We start from the raw sequence: 22,206 nt of genomic DNA, 5'->3' as shown, positions 1-22,206 counted from the left end.
GATAAGCCCTCCTTCAGTCGGCATATCGGTTTGCCGGTTTTTCCAGTCCGAAATGTTCTCTCAGCGTCGTTCCTTCATACTCTTTTCTGAACACGCCCCGTTCTTGTAAAATCGGAATCACTTTGTCTACAAAAAGAGTGAGACCTTCAGGCAAAAGCGGCGGCATGATGTTGAAACCGTCACAAGCTTGTTTTCCGACCCATTCTTCCATCTTATCGGCAAGCTGTTCTGGCGTTCCGACAAAGATATGATGGCCTCTTGAACCCGCCACATATTTGTACAGCTCGCGGATGGTCATGTTATCGCGTTTGGCCATCTCCTGAACGAGCTTGAAGCGGCTTTTAACGGCATTCGACGCATCCGCATCCAATTCAGGCAGCGGGCCGTCAAGCGGGCAGGCGGAAAGATCGACGCCGCCCAGATAGTTTTGCAGAATGTTCAGGCCGACAGACGGAATGATGAGGTCTTGGAGCTCTTCATATTTTGCCTGCGCTTCTTCTTCGGTATCGGCGATAACGGGAAAAATTCCCGGCATGATCGCGATTTTTTCAGGATCACGGCCGAAAGAAGCCGCTTGTTCTTTAATAGATTGATAGAATTCCTGCGCGGACTCCAAATGATTTTGCGCGGTGAAAATGACCTCCGCCGTTTTGGCGGCCAGCGCTTTTCCGTCTCCTGATGATCCGGCCTGAATAATGACCGGGCGCCCTTGAGGTGTGCGGGCGACATTTAACGGCCCTCTCACGGAGAAATATGTTCCTTTATGGTTCAATTCATGCATTTTGTCTTTATCGAAAAATGCTCCTGATTCTTTGTCACGGATAAAGGCGTCTTCCTCCCACGAATCCCATAATCCTTTGACGACTTCAACGAATTCTTCCGCGCGCTGATATCTGAGATGGTGCTCAAGATGCTTTTCGCCGCTGAAATTAAGCGCGGTCGATTCAATCGAAGATGTGACGACATTCCAGCCCGCGCGGCCGTTGGAAAGATGGTCAAGCGATGCAAATTGTCTCGCGATATGGAACGGTTCGCTGTATGTGGTAGACGCGGTCGCCGTCAGACCGATGCGGGATGTGACCTGAGCGAGCGCCGACAGCAGCGTAAACGGCTCAAAGCGCGTCAGCACATTCGGATGTGATTTGCCGTCTATTGATAAACTGTCCGCCAAGAACAGCATGTCCAATTTCCCCCGCTCCGCTGTTTTCGCCAGTTCTTTGAAATAATCCAAATTCATGCTCGCGTCCGCCGGTGCCTGAGGATGTCTCCAAGAAGCGACATGATGGCCGGTGCCCGCGAGAAACACACCTAGTTTGATTTCTTTTTTCTTTGTCATGATGGATCTCCTTCTATTCTGAAATACGGTTTCGGAACATATTAACACCACTAAACCTATATTTCCTAGTAATTTTATAAGAATAAATCAAAATGTACAATTGTCAGGCAAGTTTGTCAATGCATTAAGACAAAAATCATGATTTTTTAAAAAACCCGGCGCACCGGCCGGGTTATTTCTTCGAAACTGTATAGACGGTCCCTTTGAGCTTTTTCTTAATAACGGCAATGATAAGCAGCAAAACGGGGAACAGCACTTGAAACGGAAGATGAATATAGATCGGCACAATGTTTAAGCCTTCATTCATGTGTTCCGAAAAATTGCTTGCGATGCTGATGGAGAGAATCAGCACCCCTAATCCGACCGGGAAGGCCAGCTGGGACGGATTTTTTTCTTTAAACAGCGTGGACACGCCCACGACAACCGCATATGTAAAAAGGCTGACTTTGAAAAAACCGCCGATGACGAGCACGAGCATGAAAAAGACATCCAGCCGGTCTAAAAACTCTTCCACTTTAATTGTCTGTATGGTGCTCAGCAGCGGAAATTGAGAGCGGAGCATTAAGTTGACGTCCAGCACACAAATATTAATCGCCACTGACATTGCCAAAAACAGCCCGCTGATGATAATCGCCAGAAATCCGGTTTTCTTCACCTTTTTCCGATCTTTTAAATAAGGGAAAATCATGACAAACACGATTAATTCACCGAACGGGATGAACATCGTCTGTTTAAACACGGAATAAATGACCGTTCCTGCACCCTCCGCTAAAACGGGCTGGAGAAATCTGAGGTTTATCGTGCCTGAGCTGATAATGAGGATCAGCCCGACGGCTGTCAGGAAATACATAATGCCAAACAGCAGCTCGCCGGCTCTCGCTATCACTTCAATTCCCTTTCTGACCGCAAATATTGCGGCGATCATCAGCATGGCATTCACAATTAAAAGCGGCGTGTCCTGGTAGGCGAAGGTGACAAGCATTTCGCCAAAATCCCGCAATACGCGGGCGGCGATATAAGCAAAATAGAGAATATAAAGAAGGGAGACCGCCCAGCTCAGATGTCTGCCGATCAGTTCGTTCATGTAATCTCTCGGAGAAGACTCAGGAAAAAATTGATACAGCGCCTGATAAACGTAGAAAAGTCCGAGACCGATAACGCACCCGAGAAGCACGGACAGCCACGCATCCCGCCCGGCCATCGTGCCCGGCGGGATCAATAACGAACTGCCCAATTCAAACAAAATGATCATAATAAACAGCTGACGCGTGCCGATTTTCGCATTTTCCATACGCTTCGCTCCTTTCTCCTCAAATCAATCATGCTCAAGCTTGTCTGAGAGAGGATTATTCCGCAAGCCCGTTCTTCTGATAATGACTTCCGTTTTGACATCTACGGGGAGATTGGGGAAATATTCTTCATCCCACTTCCTTTTGAACTTTTTCCATTTGTCCGGATGCTTCCGATAGATCAGGTCTCCGAAGCCGACGAAGTCATTCTTATGGGCTTTTATATCTTCAATCGATTTGGTGATATCTTTCTCAAGCTGCACGCTGAGCGCCTTTTGCATCGTCATCAGCACTTGCGGATCAGACAGATGGAAAGGGTATCTGACAGCGTCCACCAGCCCCTCGACCTGAGCATGCACGTGAATATGCGGTTTTCCGTTCGGAAAAGTGGCCGTCACCTTTGTATTCTGGCGGGTGACCTGCAGACTGATTGCATGCTTCACGTTCTTCCAATCCGCATTGATGAACGTATGCTTGATCCTATTGAGCAGCCATACAGCCCCCACACTGTCGTCATCCTCAATCCAGTAATCCAGCCTCCCATCCTTTTTGAACACCGCCAGTCCGTCCGCTGACAGCACTGCTTTCGGTTCAGTTGTCTGCGTATTTTCCATCGTAGGACCGGCTTTATCGTCTCCGTGCATTTCATAACCCGGAATAAACGGCGACCCGGTCGGAGAAGCGAGATCAATCAGAACGTCCTGAAGGTTGGTTTTAATGACTCTGCCGTATTGTTCCTGCGTGAAGCTGAGCGTCTTGTTCACTTTATTGGAAGGGATTTTATCAATCGGCGTCAGCACTTTAATAATGTCTTCAGCCTTGCAATTATGCGCGATCACAACGGTTGCGGTCGTCCTGAATTCGGTGTCGCGGTCAAGATTGTCCAGAATAAAACTGAGCCCTTCCTCTTTCGCCAGTTTTTCACTGAACACCACGAGATTCGTATGCGCAAAATAGAGCCTTCTGGACACTTTCATCGAGCCTTTTCTCAAAGCTTCCGTCATATTGTCTCCGGACACCGAATAGACGGAAACCGGAGGCCGGTCTCCCGCTCCGCCGCCCTGCAGACCGCCGGCCACGTTTCCCGGATTGATAATTTGCAAGTGAAGGACGTATTTTCCCGTTTCGGTCCGGTCAATACCGATGGCGGAGATCACCGCTAGATCGGTCAGCTCCCTTTTATCCCAGCATCCGGATACAAACATAAGGGAAACCATCGTACAAAGGATAAGCATCCATTTACGTCTTTTCATTACCGTCGCCCTCTTCTACATCTTTATTAACCATTCCTCTGGATGTCTCCGGTTTCGGTCTTTGATGTTCCCCTTGGCGCCTGTTGTTTTCCTGCACGAGCAGTCCCGGCCTTTTTTCATCCGCCCATAACGGAGCTCGAAGAAGGGAATCCTTCAGCCCGCCCGGGGTTAAAGGAGCGAGCGGGGACATATACGGAAATCCGAATGAACGCAGGCCGCACAGATGGACAAACATCATGATAATGCCCAGAATCAGCCCGTAAAATCCCATGACCGCCGCCGACAGAATAAAAAGAAACCGGATCAGCCGCGCAGATATCGCCATGTCAAAAGCCGGGGTCGCAAAGCTGGCAATCGCCGTCAGGGCGACGACGATAACCATGGCTGGGGAAACAATGCCGGCCTGTACGGCGGCCTGGCCGATGACAAGCGCTCCGACTATGGAAACGGCGGAGCCGACAACTCTCGGAAGCCGGACACCCGCCTCCCTGAGAATCTCAAAGGCCACTTCCATCGTCAGCGCTTCAATCACGGCCGGGAACGGCACCGTCTCCCGCTGAGCCGCGATGACAATCAGCAGCTGCGTCGGAATCATTTCCTGGTGAAAGGTCGTCGCCGCCACATAAATCCCCGGCGCCACCAGTGAAATGAAGAAAATCAAAACCCGCAGCACCCTGATGCTTGTGGCGATATCAAATCGTGAATAATAATCCTCAACAGATTGAAAAAATTGAATAAATAAGGCCGGCGCGATGAGAACGAACGGCGTTCCGTCCACGATAATCGCAAATCGTCCTTCCAGCAGATTCCCCGCCACAACGTCCGGCCGCTCCGTATGATATACGGTGGGAAACACAGAAAACGGCGCGTCTTCAATGAGCTGTTCAATGTAGCCGGATTCCAGAATGCTGTCGATGTCAATGTGCTTCAGCCGCTTGCGGACTTCCTTAATCAGCTTTTTATCGCAAATTCCGTTAATATACATCAGCGCGACATCCGTATTCGTTTCGTGTCCGATCTCCATTTTTTCAACCCATACATCAGGCGTTTTTACATACCTGCGGATCATGGAAATATTGGTTTGCAGAGATTCAGTGAATCCCTGCCGCGGGCCGCGGAAAGAGACCTGAGTGCTCGGCTCTTGAATGGACCGGTGCTCTCCCCCTTCCGTGCTGGCGATCAGCGCCTTGTCAGCCCCGTCGACAAAAATGAGCGTGCTGCCCGCCACCAGCCCGGCATAAAGACTTTTCCATTTTTCTGCCTCTTTCACCCCGCCGATCGCAAGCGTTTTATCGTATATCAGGCAGACCGCTTGTTCCGGCTGAACGGACGGGATGTCGATTAAATCCTCCAGAAGGGATTGGCTGACGAGCTGTTCGTCTACCAAACCGGCGATATACACAATTGCGGCCGGAAGCTCTTCTTTTCCGATTTTAAGCCGGCGGATGACGACATCGGCACTGTTGCCGAACCTCTCAGACAGCTTCTTCATATTTTGCTTTAAGCTGAGGGAGATCGGCTCATCCCGCTCTTTGTCCGGCTGGCTGTCCGCTTCTTTTCTGCCTTCATTGTCACGGTCGTTTTGATCGGCTTTTTTTTGTTTCTTCTGCTTAAAAAATGGCGGCATATCGCAAAAAACCTTTCCTCGTTTTTTTCATATTCTTCCTGTACGGCAAAAGATTATGCACGGCGGAAAGTCTGTATAAGTTCTGCGTAATCGAAAAGGATAAAAAGGGAGAGTGATGCGCATGAAAATATTGGGGGTTTCATTTTTTTTGCTGGCTGCCTGTCTGATCATTTCAGTAACGATAGATATGCTGCAAGGTTTCAGTTTCTATGGAGCGGTCCAAAACAACCTGTCCGCTTTTAAATTGACCACCTTCTCAGAATGGCTGATGCTGTTTTTATTCGCCCTCTTTTTAATCAGAGAAATGATCGTTTTATATAAATCAGGTAAAAAAGATGCCTGACAGGCGCACGGCTGTATTGTTTCAAAAAAGAACACATCCCTCCTTCTTTCGGAGTTCATGTGTTCTTTTTATTTTTCCGATGCAGATTGTTTTCAGATGACGATATTTCCGCTGTCCGTATCTGTCGCGTGTTTCACAATGACGCCTTTGATAATGCGGTTGCCGATGATTTTAGTACTTGCGGAAGAATTGGTTTGTATGGCGGAAGCAGAAGCGGCGGAAAGGTTGTTGATGGTATTGCCCGACACGAGGGAATTTGAGGCTCCGTTCAGATAGATGCCGATCGGGCTGCCCGCCGTTCGGTTGATCGTGAGCGTATTGTCTATGACTTCATGCGTGCCTGAATTCAGATACACGGTAACGATAAGCGGTGATGATTCAAAGCGGTTGCTGATGACAGAGGTTCCCGAGGATGTTGAACTGAAAATGGGATAGTTTTTGTAGCTTTTGAAGAGATTTCCCTTGATGACAGCCCTGGCGTCATTTGTCACAGATACGGCATAGGACTCCGCGGCGCCCTGATACGCATTCGGAATCAGCGTATTTCCTTCAATAACGGCATTTCCGCCTGTGACCCATATGCCCCGGCTGAACGATGTCAGCACATTTTGTTTTACGGTGATATTGCCGGCCGACATGCTGATTCCGTCCGTTACCTGATTCAGAGTATTATTCATAAAGACGGCGTTTTCCGACAGCGTCGCCCGCATCCCAGTGCTTCGTCTCGTTTCGGAACGTCCGTTTTCAATGACATTGCCGTCAACGGTCACATCTTCTGCCTGATAGACGGAAATGCCCGTATTTTCAAATTGACTGATTTTGTTATGGGTGACGAGGACGCTTTTTCCCCTTACATCTATTCCGGTGGAAAAACCGGTAATCAGATTGTTGGAAATGACGGCATTGCTGCTGTCCTGTCCTTGTGACACACCTTGTCCGGCGACTGCGGTCCTTGAGCCGCCGTCTGACCGAAAGAAGACATTCCCCGAAATGACGGTATGTGCCCCATACCCGTAGCTGATTGTGTTATCGGAATGATTTCCTTCAATTAACACATGATATCCGTTAAAATTGGTGACTGAGCTTGCGGCGTTTCCGGAAAAGAAGTTGTTGCGGACCGTAATATGAAGAGCTTCTTCATAATCAATATCGCCTTCTCCGTACGATTCAATATCGATTCCGAATTTCGGAGCCGTTCCGTTCCCTTGCCCGGCGTCTTCAATCACGCATTCTTCCACCGTAACGGTATTGCAGCCGGTGATTGAAATGTTGTTTCGCCTTGACTGCCTGATCTCACAGCGGCGGATGGTCACCTGTTCTGAAGTTTCGTAATCACTGTTTGTTTTTAACCCGAGCGGGCTGACAATAATGCCGTCTCCCGTAAAATCCGAAATCTTCACATTTTCGATCAGCACATTGCTGCTGCCTTCAATACAGATTCCAAACCCCCATTCATGGGTCGAACGCAAAGGGACATTGGTATACGTGTGTTCATCCCGTTCGCCGATGATCCGGCCGCCGGTGATGGTGACATTTTCCCGCCTGCCTATATAGAAAGCCGAGTAGCCCCAGGAGCTGTTCGGCGCCACTTTAATCGTGCATTCCGGATCTAAAACGATGGTGAGATGGCTCGGCACGTTAATCCCGGCGTTCCGAAACGGCTGGCTGCTGTCCCCGCCAAGCGTGCCGTTGATTTTATAGGTTCCCGGCGGAAAAAACACCGTATGACAGCCTTCGCTGACGGCCTTGGCCAAGCATTGGTTGATGGCGCCCGTCACATCGGTTTTTCCGTCTGCCGCCACACCGCAATCCGTAATATCCAATATACGATTCGGCAAGTGATAATCTCCTCCTTCCTCTCTTATTGTCATCTTATTCCGCCATATCCCGCTCCGCCTGTACATACTTTAAATTTTATTAAAAAAGTTTATAAAGATAGTTTAGTCAGATAATATAACAAAATAAGTCATTGGAATTAGGAAAATTCGTCTATATTCAACGTTTTAATATCTTTTCATTCTGGAATTTTTTGAATTCAGTATAAATTATATTGACACAAGTATTATATAAGAATATGATTTTTGTAATACACTTTTTTAAGAAAGGGTTGGCTCAGGTGGCATCTATTGATAAGGACTCTATAACAGAAACTGTGCCGCAACGAGGCTTTTTCGGTCATCCCCGCGGCTTGTTTACACTGTTTTTCACCGAATTTTGGGAGCGTTTCTCCTACTATGGTATGAGAGCCATATTGCTTTACTATTTATACACGGAAGTCGCTCATGGCGGTCTCGGCTTTGATAAAACGACCGCAGTTGCCATCATGTCCATATACGGGTCTCTCGTATACATGTCGAGCGTCATCGGCGGATGGCTGGCCGACCGGGTATTCGGCACGGCAAACACCGTATTTTACGGCGGAATTTTAATTATGTTCGGGCACATCGCTCTTGCCTTCCCTGGCAGCACGGCGGCGTTTTTTACCAGCATGGCTCTGATTATTATCGGAACCGGCCTGCTTAAACCAAACGTATCCAGCGTTGTCGGAGATTTATATACGAAGGAAGACGAGCGCCGCGACTCAGGTTTCAGCATCTTTTACATGGGGATCAACCTCGGCGGATTGCTTGCGCCGCTAATTGTCGGAACACTCGGACAGAAGTACAACTACCACTTAGGCTTCGGATGCGCCGCGGCCGGTATGTTCCTCGGACTGATTGTTTTCGCTCTTACGAGAAAGAAATACCTCGGCAAAGCAGGCTCCAATGTACCGAATCCGATTTCTAAATCATCAGTGATCGGCACGGGAATCGGAGTGGTCATCGCAGCAGCAGTTATCATCGTTCTGATTCAAACCGGCTGGCTGACGATCCAGCGTGTGATTGATACCGTCAGTATCCTCGGCATTGTCATTCCGGTTATTTACTTTATCGTGATGTTCACGAGCAAAAAAGCGACGAAAACGGAAAAATCACGGCTTGCGGCTTATGTTCCGCTGTTTGTTGCAGCGGCAATGTTCTGGGCGATTCAGGAGCAGGGCGCGACGATTCTTGCTTTATATGCGGATCAGCGCACGAGACTTTCCTTTGCGGGCATGCATCTTGAGTCTTCATGGTTCCAGTCTCTGAACCCGTTATTCATCGTTATTTTCGCGCCGGTGTTCGCCTGGATCTGGATGAAGCTTGGCAAACGCCAGCCTTCAACACCGATTAAATTCGCCATCGGCATTATCCTTGCCGGATTATCATTTTTAGTCATGGTGCTTCCGGTTATGGGCGGGAGCGGTGAGCTTGTGAGCCCGCTTTGGCTTGTGCTCAGCTTCCTTTTGGTTGTGCTTGGTGAGCTTTGCCTTTCACCGGTCGGTTTATCCGTCACAACAAAACTTGCGCCTGCCGCTTTCTCAGCGCAGACGATGAGCATGTGGTTTTTAACAAACGCCTGCGGTCAAGCCCTGAACGCAAAAGTAGTCGGTTTGTTTGATAAGATTTCTGAAGCGGCCTACTTCGGCTCAATCGGTCTTGTTTCGATCATTCTCGGTATTATTTTGATTCTTCTGTCTCCCGTCATTAAACGGGCGATGAAAGGCGTACAATAACAGATAAAGAAAAGCCTGCGGAATCGTCCGCAGGCTTTTTTGATGCGTCTATTGTTTTAACTCCTCAAGCGTTTCTCTCCATCTCTTCAAGACATCTTCCGGTTCGTGGAGCTGGATGGCCGGTCCGGATGTCAGATCCGCGTATTTCGCCCGATCTTCCTTGACGGTGATCACGCGGCAGCTGAACCGTTCCCGCTCGTGTTTCGCCTCTTTCAGCGGCGGAAGCGCCTCACATTCCAATGTGACGTAATATGCGGCTCCTCCGTGCCAGGCGATGAAAAGAGCTTGTCCCGAATGCAGAAGGCTTCTTACGGTCGTCGTGTTTTTCCATAAGGCGATCCGGAGATTTGTTCTGCTCACGGCCACGATTTCACCGGCGCTGATCATGGCCGCGTGCGGGCGGCCTTCTTTTGTCACGGATTGGAGCACAAATGCGTCGTGCTGCTTTTTTTCAAGCTCCGTCCCGTCTAAAAGCGTGTAAAGCGCCTCCGGCAAGTGCTCCGTCATCATTACGCTTTTCTTTCCGGAACAGCGGGAACATGTGCGGCCGTCTCCGTTTCTTTCGGATCAATTTTAAATGCCGGGTTGAATGCCGCCGGATTCGTGATGCTTTCCGGTTCACAGGATCTCCATGTGAAAAAGCAGGTTTGGCATTGGTAAATTTCCCAAGCGCCTTTGACCGGCGATTGGCTGACGGTTTCTCCTTTTTTCGATTCACAGCGCGGGCAAGTTTTCATTGCAACCTCATCCTTTCTTATTGATTCATTAAGTCCATCAGTTTTTGTTCCCATTCTTTCGTTGTCAGCGGAGAATCAAGCGGCTGAGAATAATGGCCTCTTGTTTCCGGCGCGACAGGCGTCGTGGCGTCAAGAATCATTTTGTGTGTCATCCCTGCCGGATCAGACCCCGGGTCAAGCGGAAGGACGGACAGGTCAGGAATGATGACTGCATCGTGTTTTGGATGCATTTTCGTTGAGAGCGCCCACATGACTTGCGGCAGGTTAAACGGATCGACATCCTCATCCACAACAATGACCATTTTGCAGTAGCCGAGTCCGTGCGGCGTCGTCAGGGCGCGCATGCCGACCGCCTTGGCAAATCCGCCGTAGCGCGTTTTCGTGGAAATAATGGCGATCAGGCCGTGCGTATACATCGCGTTCACGGCGACAATTTCGTTCGGATAAGCTTCCTTGAGCTGCTGGTAAAGCGGCACGCACGTATTAATGCCAATCATATAATCGCACTCCGTCCACGGCATGCCTAAGTATAAATGTTCAAAAATCGGATTGTTTCTATGATATACCCGTTTGATTTTGATCACCGGCATGCTGCGGCCGCCTGAATAATGGCCCGTGAACTCACCGAAAGGTCCTTCGTATTCCCGTTCTCCCGCAAGGATCTCTCCTTCCAGAACGACTTCAGTGCCCCAAGGGATGTCTAAATCAGACAGTTTAGATTTGACGATTCTGTAGGGCTCCCCTTGAATCGCGCCGGCCATTTCATACTCGGATTGATCGTATAACAGCGGAGTTGACGCAGCTGTCGTAATCACCGGCTCACAGCCGAGCGCGATCGTAACGGGAAGATTCACGCCGCGTTCTTCAGCTTGGCGAAGATGAATCGCAATATCATGCTGAGGCACGGGCTGAATGCCGAGGCGGTCTTTTCCCTTTACCTGCATTCTGTAAATGCCGACATTCTGCTTGCCGAAATTGTCCGGATCTTCAAGATCGCGGGAAATGACACACGCTTTATCCAAATAGTAGCCGCCGTCCCCCTGGTTGATTCTGAATAGCGGAAGGATGTCAAATAGATTGATATCTTCCGTTATTTCATTTTCATGAAACGGCGCGGTTTCTTCCCGTTTGACCGGCACCGGAAATGCATCGTACCGTTTGGCGAACTCAAAGAATTGTTCTTTAACAGGCGTATCTTTCGGCATGCCGAGCATCATCGCGTGATTCGGCCACGAGCCGATGACATTCAGAGCCACCTGCGCATGGTGATGTCCGTAAATATTGTTAAACAAAAGCGCAGGGGTTTTATCCCCGAGATTGCTGGCTGCACGCGCAGCGGCGCCCAGATCCGGCTCCGGTTTCACCTCTTCGTTGACTGTTAAGAGCTGCCCTTCTTTTTCAAGAGCGGCGAGAAACTCCCTAAAATCCTGATAGGCCATTATCAGATTCCTCCTTTTTGTTTTTCAATTCCGTACCACCGTTTCGCTTCCGGCAGACGAATGCCGAACTGATCGAGCGTCCGGAACACAATATGGTCGATCAATTCATCCATGTCAGCCGGCTTGTTATAAAATGCCGGCATCGGCGGAAGAATGACGGAACCCATTTTTGTAAGCGCTAGCATATTTTCTAAATGAATTTGGCTGAGCGGCGTTTCTCTTGTCAGCAGCACAAGTTTTTTCCGCTCCTTCAAGATGACGTCAGCCGCCCTTGTCAGCAGGTTGTCAGCCATTCCGGTGCGGATGCTTGCCAGTGATTTCATGCTGCACGGAGCGATGATCATCCCGTCCGTTTCAAACGAGCCGCTTGAAATCGCCGCCGCTTGGTCTTTGTGAGAATACGTATAGGATGCGAGTTTCTCGACATCTTTTAACGTATAATCGGTTTCATGTGTAATGGTGACATTTGCCCAAGGAGACACGACAAGATGGGTTTCGATCTCCGCGGCTTTTAAATATTCTAAAAGCCTGATCCCGAATATGGCTCCTGTTGCCCCGGTCATTCCGATGACAAGCTTCATATTGACCCCTCCTTTACGCTTGAAATGTGGTGTCAAAACCATCATACTCCTGATATATCCATATGAAAAATATTCGTTAAATCTATGTATCATACCTTAAAGGTATAACAGAAAGGAGCGCGTTCTCATGGATATCCGGCAATTGCGTTATTTCATCACCATTGCCCAAGAGCAGAAGATCACGACGGCCGCCAAAAAGCTTCATATGGCACAGCCGCCTTTAAGCAGACAGCTGAAACAGCTCGAAGAAGAATTGGGCGTCATTCTGTTTGACCGCAATAAAAAGAAACAAATGACCCTTACATATGAAGGAAATGTCTTTTTGAAAAGAGCGAAAGAGATTCTTCATAAGTTTGAGGACGCTATAATCGAGGTACAAGAGCTGAAGGAGGAGGTGGCCGGGACACTTGCCGTCGGGTCAACCATTTACTGCGCCGCGCTCATGCTTGAGAAAGTGTCACAGATGAAAGAGCGGTTTCCGCATCTCACTTTTAACATTTGGGAAGATGAGCCCGTCTCACTGCTCGAGCTTCTGGAAACCCGGCAGATTGACGCCGCCGTCACCACCACCTTGATTAAAAACGACGGCATTGAATCGAAGGAGCTTGAAGACATTCCGTGTGTATTGGTGCTGTCCGAGCATTCAAAACGACTGTGCGGTGAAACGATTAAACTGAATGACATCGCCTCTTTGCCTTTGATCCTTTTGCGGACCGTCAATGGAAGAGGTGTGTATGACCAAGTCCTCCAAGTTTGTGAACAGTACGGTCTCGACCTTCAGGTTGTCTGTGAATGCCATGACTCCGCGACGCTCTTGAGCCTCGTATCATCAGGGTTCGGCGCCACAATTCTGCCTTTGACGATGATTCCCGTCCATATGCGTTCGCATGTCAAAACGGTTATCATCGAAGACAACCCGTTTGTCATGACACCGGCCGTCATCTGGAGAAAAGACAGCTATCTGCCGAAGCCGGTCAGACAGTTTTTGGCATTATTTTGATCCGGAACACGAAGAATTCCCGCTTATGAAAACCAATTACTTGACTCATACTAAAAAAAAGTTATCCTTTACAATTGGGAGCTATTTTTTCTCAATAAAACTACTCAGAAAAGTGGGGAATAAAGAAGATGAAAAAAGCATTATTCGCTTTGTTCATGATGGTCAGCATCGCAATGCTTGCAGCCTGCGGAAACTCACAGGACAGCGGATCTAAGTCAAAAGACGGCGATCTTTGGGCTTCTGTCAAGAAAAAAGGCGTACTGACCGTCGGCACAGAAGGAACGTACGAACCGTTTACCTTCCATGATAAAAAGACTGACAAACTGACCGGATATGATGTTGAAGTGATTCAAGAAGTCGCGAAACGCCTCGGTCTGAAAGCTGACTTCAAAGAAACGCAATGGGACAGCATGTTTGCCGGATTAAACGCGAAACGGTTTGACGTCGTTGCCAACCAAGTCGGCAAAACAGGCCGTGAGAACCAATATGATTTTTCGGATAAATACACAACGTCAAATGCAGTCGTCGTGACGAAAAAAGACAGCACGATTGCGAAAGAGGCTGATGTCAAAGGAAAAACAGCGGCTCAGTCATTAACAAGCAATTACAATAAATTAGCGAAAGAAGCCGGCGCGAAAATTGAAGGCGTTGAAGGCATGGCGCAATCCCTTCAGCTCATTCAGCAGGGCCGCGCTGATCTGACTTACAACGATAAGCTTGCCGTACTGAACTACTTAAAAACGTCCGGCAATAAAAACGTGAAAATCGCGTTTGAAGCAGGCCAGCCGCAGCAGACGTATTTCGCATTCCGAAAAGGAAGCGGCGAACTTGTGACTCACGTCAACAAAGCGTTAAAAGAAATGAAAGAGGACGGGACTCTTTCTAAAATAGCGAAAAAATGGTTCGGCGAAGATGTTTCTAAGTAACATGCCGGAACCCGTGATTGCAACAGCCATTCCTTGGGATCTGGTGCAGCAGTCATTCTGGCCGATTCTTTCCGGGGGAATCTATTACTCGATTCCCCTTACCATTCTTTCCTTTATTTTCGGAATGATCATCGCGCTGATTACGGCGCTCGCCAGAATGTCAAATATGAAACCATTGAGATGGGTGTTCAGCGTATACGTATCAGCGGTGCGCGGCACTCCTCTTCTCGTTCAATTGTTCATCATTTTTTATCTGTTCCCGACATTTAATATTACGCTGGACCCTTTCCCAAGCGCAGTCATCGCGTTTTCGTTAAACGTGGGCGCCTACGCTTCTGAAATCATCCGGGCATCTATTTCATCCGTGCCGAAAGGGCAATGGGAAGCCGGTTATACGATCGGCATGACCTATCGCAAGACATTGTTCCGCGTGATCCTGCCGCAGGCGTTTCGCGTGTCCATTCCGCCATTATCAAATACATTTATCAGCCTGATCAAGGATACATCTCTCGCGTCACAGATTCTCGTCGCGGAGCTGTTCAGAAAAGCGCAGGAAATCGGCGCGCAAAACCTTGATCAAATCTTGGTCATCTATATTGAAGCCGCCTTTATTTATTGGATCATCTGCTTCTTGCTGTCAATCGTACAGCACGTGATCGAACGGCGTCTCGACCGTTATGTGGCCAAATAAGGAGGTTTCGATATGCTTTCCGTCAAAGGATTAAATAAATCATTCGGACAGAATGAAATTTTAAAAAAGATAGATATGGAGATAGAAAAAGGGAAAGTCATCGCCGTTCTGGGACCGTCCGGTTCAGGAAAAACGACGCTTCTGCGCTGTCTGAACGCGCTTGAGATCCCCAATCGCGGCGAGCTGGCATTCTCCGATTTTTCAATAGATTTCTCCAAAAAAGTGAAGCAGGCTGATATTCTTCGCCTCCGCCGCAAATCAGGCATGGTCTTTCAGGCGTATCATCTGTTTCCTCACCGCACGGCGCTTGAAAACGTCATGGAAGGACCCGTTCAAGTGCAAAAGCGCGACAAGGAGCAAGTCAGAAAAGAAGCGATGGAGCTTCTGGAAAAAGTCGGACTGAAAGACAAAATGGATTTATATCCGTTCCAGCTTTCCGGCGGTCAGCAGCAGCGTGTCGGCATCGCCCGCGCGCTTGCGATTCAGCCCGAGCTGATGCTGTTTGACGAACCGACGTCAGCGCTTGATCCGGAGCTGGTCGGCGAGGTGCTCAAAGTGATTAAGGATCTGGCGAACGAAGGCTGGACGATGGTCGTCGTCACCCATGAAATCAAATTCGCGCAGGAAGTGGCCGATGAAGTCATCTTCATTGACGGCGGCGTCATTGTGGAACAAGGACCGCCGGAGCAAATTTTCTCCGCGCCGAAAGAAGAACGCACGCAGCGGTTTTTAAATCGTATACTGAATCCTTTGTAGGAGCGGGAGAAGAAGCGAAACACTGATTTCGCTTCTTCTTTTTTTTGGCGGTTATGCTACAATGACAATTAATGAAATTTTATGAAAGAAGGGACCTCTTTGAAGCGGGAATTCTTGATGCGCTGGACGTTTTATTTTGCCGGTCTGTTGATTTTGTCTTTCGGGGTATCGTTAACCATTAAAGGAAAAGCTCTCGGCATCAGCCCTTGGGATGCCTTTCATTATGGGCTTTTTCAGCATTTCGGGCTTTCTGTCGGCCAATGGTCCATCGTGGTCGGCGCGGTCATTGTGGCTTTAACCTGCCTGTTCACGAGGACACTCCCGAAAATCGGCGCTATCTTAAACATGGTGCTGATGGGAATGTTTATTGATTTCTTTTCGTTTCTGCTTCCTGAGACGCACGCTTTTTCCTTAGCGGCCGTGTGTTTTTCTATCGGATTGCTGCTGATCGGCTGCGGCGTCGGTATTTACGTATCAGCAGGGCTCGGCGCGGGCCCCCGGGACTCTCTGATGATGCTGATATCTGAAAAAACGGGCTGGAACGTGCAATGGGTGCGGAACGGCATTGAGCTGACGATTCTTGCCGCAGCCTGGATGATGGGCGGACCGATCGGCGCCGGAACCATTATTACGGCTGTTTTGACGGGGCTGATTCTGCGTTTTTCTTTGCCGCAGTCCTCTAAACTGTTAACATACGCGATCTCCGGGCGGGCAACGTCCGTTCATTAAAAACAAAGCCGAAACGGTTTTGTTTTTTTCTTTTCGGACAGCTTTCGTCTGATATGATAGGATGGTTTTGACAATATTTTCAGACGGAGGATCTGGACATGAATATTTACGGAGTATATATGGACCGCCCGCTTTCTGCAGGGGAAGAGGATCGGATGATGGCGGCCGTGTCCGCCGAAAAGCGGGAAAAATGCCGGCGCTTTTACCATAAGGAGGATGCTCACCGCACCTTGATCGGCGACATGCTGATCCGCACCGCTGCGGCGAAGGCTTACGGACTTGATCCGGCCGGGATTTCATTCAGCGTTCAGGAATACGGAAAGCCGTACATCCCCGCGCTTCCGGACATGCACTTTAACATTTCCCACTCCGGTCGCTGGATCGTGTGCGCCGTTGATTCAAAACCGATCGGCATTGATATTGAAAAAATGAAGCCCGGCACGATTGATATCGCCAAACGGTTTTTTTCGCCGACGGAATACAGTGATCTGCAAGCGAAACACCCCGATCAGCAGACCGATTATTTTTACCACCTGTGGTCGATGAAAGAAAGCTTTATCAAACAGGCCGGAAAAGGGCTTTCCCTGCCGCTTGATTCATTCAGCGTCCGCCTCAAAGACGACGGCCATGTGTCCATTGAGCTTCCGGACGGGCATGAACCTTGTTTCATCCGCACATATGATGCGGACGAGGAGTATAAGCTGGCCGTTTGTGCGGCGCATCCCGATTTTTGTGACGGGATTGAGATGAAAACGTATGAAGAGCTGTTATAAGCAATCCGTCAGCATTTTGATGCCTCGCGTGATATCCCCTGTCTTGACGTTGGACACGTTGAGTTTGATGATATTTTCTTTCGGAAAATCCGATAGGTAATGGCTGTCAATCGGCTCCACCAGCACGCCTTGCGCTTTCAGACGCTGCACAACTCTTGAAGCGGAAAGGCTTTTCTCCAGCACGAGATGGGTATGGATCGACGTTTGCTTTACAGAAAAACCGTCGTACTCCTGCAGCGCGTTTTGGAGCAGCTCGGAACGTGCTCTGTAAGAGGCCCGGATTTTTTCTTTATGCCTTTTGAACATGCCGCTTTTGATATACACTTCAAGGGCCGCTTGGGATATCATCGAACAGTCGATATCGCTCAGCTTTTTATACGTATGGAAAACCGGGGCCAGCGAATCCGGGAGCACAGCCGCTCCAACACGCAGCCCCGGAAAAATCATTTTCGAAAAGCTTTTCAAATAAATCACGCGGGAAGACAGATCGTAGGCGTACAGCGGGTCTGCCTTCTGATTGTCCTCTAAATCTCCTAGGAAATCATCCTCAACCAAATAAACGTCATACGCCTCCGCTAATCGGACAAGCTCTCGTTTTTGCCATTCTGTCAGAGAGCTGCCGAGCGGATTATGAAATCGGGGCATCGTGTAAAAAAACTTAATTTCCTCCGTCTGAAACAGCCGCTCGACTTCCGCCATATCAAGCCCCTCAGCCGTCCGTTTAATGCCGCAGGCGGGAAGGCGCAGCGCTTCAAGCTGCTCCACCATCAGATGATAGCCCGGCTGTTCGATTAAAATCTTCTTTTTTCCGTTCGGAAACGGCATCAGAGACAGCAGGGATAACGCCTGCTGCACACCCGAGGTGATAAAAATGTTCCGCTTTTTTGCAAATACCTGATAATCGGATAACAGCGTCTGAAGCACCCGGATTAAAGACGGAAGCCCCTGCGGCGTGCCGTAAATGAACAAATCATTTTTATACATATCAATGGCTTTGTTGATGCAATGCTGAAAGTCGCGGTACGGAAAAATATCAGGGTCCGGCGCCGAGGCTGCAAAATCAATGATACCTGTTTGTTCTCGCTCCTGCTTTTTGTCATTTTTAATAAGATAGTAGCCGCTTTTCGGCACGGCATAAATAATGTGCCGTTTTTCAAGCTCCTGAAGCGCACGGATGACGGTGCTTTTACTGACGTGAAAACGCTCGGCCAGCTGCCTGATAGAAGGCAGCCGCGCCCCTTCCTGAAAAGTGCCGCCTTCAATGAGACTCTCCACTTCTATCATCACGTTCATATACTTTTCCATGCTGAACCTCCATCTGTACCGGTACAGTTTATCATTATTCTCATTGTACTGCTTCTTCCCTTCCCATACAATAAAAGGGAGCGGCCGGCGCTCGATCTCATTAAAGGAGTTCGTAAAGATGATTAATCAAAACCGTTTGGCTGCTGCTTACCTCGCTGCCATTTTAAATGCGCTGATTATCGGTTTTTCCTTTATATTTGTCAAGATTGCGCTTCAATCCGCCAATCCGTTTGATATATTGGCTCATCGGTTCACAGCGGCCTTCATCTGTGCAATGCTTCCTGTTTTATTCGGCTGGATCAAACTGTCCGTCAGCTGGAAGAATGTGCTGGCGATCTTGCCTTTGGCCCTTTTATATCCGGCTTTGTTTTTCAGTTTTCAGGCGTTCGGCCTTTTGTATTCTTCATCATCGGAAGCCGGTATCATTCAAGCCGCCATCCCGATTTTTACGATGCTGTTTTCGTCTTACTTTTTAAAGGAACGTCCGACATGGGCGCAAAAGGGATTCACATGCCTGTCAGTGGCCGGGGTGGTATTTATTTTCACAATGAAAGGGGTGTCCGCGGAATCGGCGAGTTTTAAAGGTGCTTTCCTGATCCTGTTGTCCGCGCTGTCCTCCGCCCTTTACAATACGGCAGCGAGACGCACGACCCAGCGTTTTTCATTGGGTGAGCTGACCTGGTGCATGTCTGCGATCGGCTTTGCTTCCTTCAACTGCATCGCTCTCTTCCGGCACGGAGCGGAAGGAACGATCGGGCAGTATTTTCTGCCCTTCCGCGATCCCGGTTTTATCGCAGCGATTCTGTATTTAGGCATTTTGTCTTCTCTCATTACATCATTGATGTCAAACTACGCGCTGTCCAAGATTGAAGCGTTTAAGATGAGCGCCTTTAACAATTTGTCCGTCATCGTGACGATGCTTGCGGGTGTCCTCGTTCTCCATGAGTCACTCCGCTGGTATCATATCGCCGGCGCCGTCTGTATCGTCATCGGAGTCTTGGGAAGCAATGCTTCAGGACGGAGGAAAAAAAGCATATTACGACATAGGGAAAAAATGAAAGGAAACGTAGACGGAATATGATCAACACACGAAATGAAAATATCTATCTCGCGGGCTGCTTAACATTTGCCGATGTAAGAAAACACTTTGCTTATCATCAAGGAAAATCCGCGGCTGTCTGTTTTTTGATTATGCTGCTGGCTTCTGCCATCTGTTTTGAATGAACGGCCCGGTTACAGGCGGCACATGGGGCGTCAGAGCTCTCCTGAATTTCCTTGCAGCTGTGATTCTCTCTTTGGCAGTCACGGTGATCGCAACGGCAATCTCATTCTTCCGTCTTTACAGAACATACAAAACGAATCAGGGGCTGAAATCTGCCAGAAGTATTACGATTCATCAGCTCGGAATCAGCCAAAAACAAAAAAACGCAAGCATTCTTTTTGAATGGGATGAACTGCTCTCGGCTAGGGAGCACAAAGATATGTTTCGATTACAAACATCGGGTTACGGAACACTTCTGCTGCCGAAACGACTTTTCTATTCGCAAAAAGATATCGCCGTTTTCAGGCAAATGCTCCGGGAAAATGTGAATGAGAAAGTAAATGTAACAGAATAAAAGACAAAAAGGAGGGTGCCCCCCTCCTTTTTTATCAGCCTGATATTTCCGCCTGTTTCTGCAGCTGCTTTGCTTCTTGATAAATTTCTTCGAACAGATCCGCGATGTGTTCTTCTTCAACACATGAAAATGCGATTCGCAAATCGGTTTCATTAATGGATATCGTCCCGATTCCTCTCTTTTCAAGCAACGATACTCTCAATTCGCCGGCGTTTATGTCTTTCAGCCGGACACACATGAAATAACCCGAGTTAAACGGATAAGGCGTCCATACGTCTTCATAGTGCTTGTTTTCTGCAAGAACGGCTTTCACTTTGTCAGCCCGTTTTTTCATGATGTTATACTTCAGCGATTTTTCTTTCTCGTATTCCGGTGACTGCATCGCCCGCAGCATAAACGTTTGGGACGGGTGCGGGGCGCTTGAAATCGTTCCCCTGATAATCCCTTTTGTTTTTTCCTCAAGCACGCGCAGCGCTTTTTCGCTTTTTGTGCTGTACGTAATAAAACCGACGCGGAAACCCCACGCGTAATTTTCCTTCGTCGCGCCGTCTATTTTTACGCAAAGCACCCGGTCGTGCACTTGGGCGAGTTTGCTGAAGATGGATTCCTGAATGGCCGTTTCATCGTAAAACAGATTGTAATACGCATCGTCTACGAGCACGACAATCTCTTTGCCAGCCTCCGCCGCTTCCAGGATCACGCTGACGATTTCTGCCGCTTCCTCTTCTCCCGGCGTGTAGCCTGTCGGATTATTCGGGAAATTCAGCACGACAATCGCCTTTTCTTCCTGCTTTTTCAGCAGCTCGGACAGCCCCGCCGCATTAAAACGCCCATCCTGCTGAAAAAGCGGGTACGTCTCAATGGATGCCTTGCGCCGGACACCGAAAATGAAATTGTAATTTCCCCAATATTTATCAGGCAGAAGCAGCGTATCCCCTTCATTGACGAACAAGTCGGCGGCGATGCTCAGCCCGTGTGTTAAAGCGTTTGTCACGATCGGCGTGCTGATGTCTTTGCCGGCTAATGAAGGATTTTCGAGACGCATTTTTTTCAGCCATTCCTGTCTGAGCGGCTCTTTTCCCTGCGGCGGAGCATAATCGTAGATATCATCGGGGTTATAGGCGGACAGTGTCTCTTGAATATGAGAAAAGTGCATGGACTCGCCCTGTGAGGTGGCAATCCCGATCGTGGCATTATACTTTCCGGCCTTGGCTTTCGCTTCCGCCGATTGTGTCAGCACCCCTTTCGGATAAAACAACTCTCTGCCCAAATCAGAAAGCATTTGAAGCACGTGCGGGTTTTCTTCAGATAATGTTCTGTTCAGCTCTTTTGCTGCATCATTCATGTACGACAATCCCTTCAAAATTATATTCCATCAAATCATAACATAAAATTTTTGATAAATGAGAAAACTCGCGGGCAGATTTTGTTACAAAAAACAGACAGCGAATGCTGTCTGTCATATCCTATAACAATTGGCCTGCAGTGCTCCTGTTAATAATCTCATAGATTCGTTCCGCCACTTTTTCAGTTTCACTTAATATGAACATGTGGCCGTCCGAAAACTCATGAAATACGGGATTGTCGGCCCATTTTTTCCATCCGTCCGCATCTTTGATACATTTTTTATCTTTCCGCCCGTTAAATATATGGACGGGTGATTGAATGATGTGAGAATCAGACGGACGGAAGCTTTCAAGCGCGCGGTAGTCGGATCTGAAAGAAGGCAGGAAAAATGACATGACCTCCTTATTCTCCACTAACTCCTGCGGCATTCCGCCAAGCTCGATAATATGGGCGAGAAATTTTTCATCATCAAGATGAGACACTTTTTTCCTTTCCACATGCGGCGGCTGAATGGCTGAGATGATCACGGCCTGCGGGTAAATGCCCTCCCGCTCCAGCTTTTGCGCCAGCCTGAAAGCGACCATGCCTCCCATACTGTGGCCGAACAGCACAAACGGGCGGTCGGGATGGAGATTCAACTCCTGCTTGTATAAACTGACAAGCTGTTCAAAATCCTCAACGGCGGACATTTGATTTGTTCCGTGTCCCGGCGGTTCCGCGGCAAGCATCTCACACTCACCTTGAAGATAGGTGTGGAGCGGGCGGAATGATGCGGAATAGCCTCCTGCGAACGGAAAACAGATGAGCTGCGTTTTTTCTGTGGTATCGAACGATTTAAAGAGCTGGACCATTGGCGGGCTTCC

Annotated in this window: 22 protein-coding genes; 10 read left to right on the top strand and 12 right to left on the bottom strand. The window is 48.6% G+C overall.

Annotated elements, in window-relative coordinates:
- Positions 1–13 precede the first annotated feature (13 nt).
- The 4 genes from V7728_RS11200 to gerKA form a co-directional block, all read right to left on the bottom strand.
- Positions 14–1,339, bottom strand: coding sequence for an LLM class flavin-dependent oxidoreductase (locus V7728_RS11200; protein WP_029326230.1), 1,326 nt, complete (start codon positions 1,337–1,339; stop codon positions 14–16).
- A 169-nt stretch (positions 1,340–1,508) separates the two neighbouring features.
- A complete protein-coding gene (locus V7728_RS11195) occupies positions 1,509–2,627 on the bottom strand; it encodes a GerAB/ArcD/ProY family transporter (protein ID WP_059366578.1) in 1,119 nt (372 codons plus the stop codon).
- A 24-nt stretch (positions 2,628–2,651) separates the two neighbouring features.
- Positions 2,652–3,878, bottom strand: a complete 1,227-nt coding sequence (locus V7728_RS11190) for a Ger(x)C family spore germination protein (RefSeq protein ID WP_059366577.1) — start codon at positions 3,876–3,878, stop codon at positions 2,652–2,654.
- Positions 3,865–5,505, bottom strand: a complete 1,641-nt coding sequence (gerKA, locus tag V7728_RS11185) for a spore germination protein GerKA (protein ID WP_039252803.1) — start codon at positions 5,503–5,505, stop codon at positions 3,865–3,867. The genes V7728_RS11190 and gerKA overlap by 14 nt, the downstream gene beginning before the upstream one ends.
- 121 nt (positions 5,506–5,626) lie before the next feature.
- Here gerKA and V7728_RS11180 point away from each other — a divergent pair, with 121 nt between their 5' ends.
- Complete coding sequence (locus V7728_RS11180) at positions 5,627–5,848, top strand: hypothetical protein (RefSeq protein ID WP_007410254.1); 222 nt, start codon at positions 5,627–5,629, stop codon at positions 5,846–5,848.
- Positions 5,849–5,940: 92 nt separating this feature from the next.
- On the opposite strand, the gene V7728_RS11175 is transcribed toward V7728_RS11180, so the two are convergent.
- The gene (locus V7728_RS11175; protein WP_082998964.1) at positions 5,941–7,686 is read right to left on the bottom strand and encodes a right-handed parallel beta-helix repeat-containing protein; all 1,746 of its coding nucleotides are present in this window, start codon (positions 7,684–7,686) and stop codon (positions 5,941–5,943) included.
- 278 nt (positions 7,687–7,964) lie between these two features.
- Between V7728_RS11175 and V7728_RS11170 the strand changes: the two genes are divergently transcribed.
- Entirely contained in the window at positions 7,965–9,443 is a 1,479-nt protein-coding gene (locus tag V7728_RS11170) for a peptide MFS transporter (protein WP_012116786.1), read from the top strand.
- Positions 9,444–9,491: 48 nt separating this feature from the next.
- Here V7728_RS11170 and V7728_RS11165 read toward each other — a convergent pair whose 3' ends face one another.
- Genes V7728_RS11165 through V7728_RS11150 form a run of 4 tightly spaced genes read right to left on the bottom strand, consistent with a single transcriptional unit; the run spans position 9,492 to position 12,236 of the window.
- The gene (locus V7728_RS11165; RefSeq protein ID WP_082998963.1) at positions 9,492–9,953 is read right to left on the bottom strand and encodes a hypothetical protein; all 462 of its coding nucleotides are present in this window, start codon (positions 9,951–9,953) and stop codon (positions 9,492–9,494) included.
- Complete coding sequence (locus V7728_RS11160; protein ID WP_007410250.1) at positions 9,953–10,180, bottom strand: non-oxidative hydroxyarylic acid decarboxylases subunit D; 228 nt, start codon at positions 10,178–10,180, stop codon at positions 9,953–9,955. The genes V7728_RS11165 and V7728_RS11160 overlap by 1 nt, the downstream gene beginning before the upstream one ends.
- Positions 10,181–10,197: 17 nt before the next feature.
- On the bottom strand, positions 10,198–11,619 hold the full coding sequence (gene bsdC, locus V7728_RS11155) for a phenolic acid decarboxylase BsdC (protein ID WP_082998962.1): 1,422 nt from the start codon (positions 11,617–11,619) through the stop codon (positions 10,198–10,200).
- Positions 11,620–11,621: 2 nt separating this feature from the next.
- Entirely contained in the window at positions 11,622–12,236 is a 615-nt protein-coding gene (locus V7728_RS11150) for a non-oxidative hydroxyarylic acid decarboxylases subunit B (RefSeq protein ID WP_088005476.1), read from the bottom strand.
- 91 nt (positions 12,237–12,327) lie between these two features.
- On the opposite strand from V7728_RS11150, the gene V7728_RS11145 reads away from it, so the two are divergent.
- From V7728_RS11145 to V7728_RS11120, 6 genes are all read left to right on the top strand, one after another.
- Positions 12,328–13,200, top strand: coding sequence for a LysR family transcriptional regulator (locus tag V7728_RS11145; RefSeq protein ID WP_072588787.1), 873 nt, complete (start codon positions 12,328–12,330; stop codon positions 13,198–13,200).
- A 128-nt stretch (positions 13,201–13,328) separates the two neighbouring features.
- On the top strand, positions 13,329–14,126 hold the full coding sequence (gene tcyA, locus V7728_RS11140; RefSeq protein WP_003156373.1) for a cystine ABC transporter substrate-binding lipoprotein TcyA: 798 nt from the start codon (positions 13,329–13,331) through the stop codon (positions 14,124–14,126).
- Positions 14,113–14,817: an amino acid ABC transporter permease gene (locus V7728_RS11135; RefSeq protein WP_003156375.1), complete on the top strand. Its 705-nt coding sequence runs from the start codon at positions 14,113–14,115 to the stop codon at positions 14,815–14,817. The genes tcyA and V7728_RS11135 overlap by 14 nt, the downstream gene beginning before the upstream one ends.
- 12 nt (positions 14,818–14,829) lie before the next feature.
- Positions 14,830–15,573 carry a cystine ABC transporter ATP-binding protein TcyC gene (gene tcyC / locus V7728_RS11130; RefSeq protein WP_012116781.1) on the top strand — a complete coding sequence of 248 codons (744 nt, stop codon included), beginning with the start codon at positions 14,830–14,832 and terminating at the stop codon, positions 15,571–15,573.
- A gap of 117 nt (positions 15,574–15,690) precedes the next feature.
- Positions 15,691–16,302 carry a YczE/YyaS/YitT family protein gene (locus tag V7728_RS11125; protein ID WP_023356699.1) on the top strand — a complete coding sequence of 204 codons (612 nt, stop codon included), beginning with the start codon at positions 15,691–15,693 and terminating at the stop codon, positions 16,300–16,302.
- 98 nt (positions 16,303–16,400) lie between these two features.
- Complete coding sequence (locus V7728_RS11120) at positions 16,401–17,075, top strand: 4'-phosphopantetheinyl transferase family protein (RefSeq protein WP_099566391.1); 675 nt, start codon at positions 16,401–16,403, stop codon at positions 17,073–17,075.
- Here V7728_RS11120 and V7728_RS11115 read toward each other — a convergent pair.
- Positions 17,070–18,380: an aminotransferase-like domain-containing protein gene (locus tag V7728_RS11115; protein ID WP_099566390.1), complete on the bottom strand. Its 1,311-nt coding sequence runs from the start codon at positions 18,378–18,380 to the stop codon at positions 17,070–17,072. The two genes, V7728_RS11120 and V7728_RS11115, sit on opposite strands and share 6 nt — an antisense overlap.
- A gap of 118 nt (positions 18,381–18,498) precedes the next feature.
- Between V7728_RS11115 and V7728_RS11110 the strand changes: the two genes are divergently transcribed.
- The gene (locus tag V7728_RS11110) at positions 18,499–19,461 is read left to right on the top strand and encodes a DMT family transporter (RefSeq protein ID WP_079891480.1); all 963 of its coding nucleotides are present in this window, start codon (positions 18,499–18,501) and stop codon (positions 19,459–19,461) included.
- Between the two features lie 139 nt (positions 19,462–19,600).
- Positions 19,601–19,996, top strand: a complete 396-nt coding sequence (locus V7728_RS11105) for a YcxB family protein (RefSeq protein WP_335371365.1) — start codon at positions 19,601–19,603, stop codon at positions 19,994–19,996.
- A 34-nt stretch (positions 19,997–20,030) separates the two neighbouring features.
- Here V7728_RS11105 and V7728_RS11100 read toward each other — a convergent pair whose 3' ends face one another.
- Together V7728_RS11100 and srfAD are read right to left on the bottom strand one after the other, a co-directional pair.
- Complete coding sequence (locus tag V7728_RS11100; RefSeq protein ID WP_052827033.1) at positions 20,031–21,341, bottom strand: aminotransferase class I/II-fold pyridoxal phosphate-dependent enzyme; 1,311 nt, start codon at positions 21,339–21,341, stop codon at positions 20,031–20,033.
- Between the two features lie 121 nt (positions 21,342–21,462).
- Positions 21,463–22,194 carry a surfactin biosynthesis thioesterase SrfAD gene (gene srfAD / locus V7728_RS11095; RefSeq protein ID WP_012116775.1) on the bottom strand — a complete coding sequence of 244 codons (732 nt, stop codon included), beginning with the start codon at positions 22,192–22,194 and terminating at the stop codon, positions 21,463–21,465.
- Between the last annotated feature and the right edge of the window lie 12 nt (positions 22,195–22,206).

Source organism: Bacillus sp. JHAA (assembly GCF_036961585.1).
GTDB lineage: Bacteria > Bacillota > Bacilli > Bacillales > Bacillaceae > Bacillus > Bacillus velezensis.
This window is presented reverse-complemented; position numbering and strand designations above follow the sequence as displayed.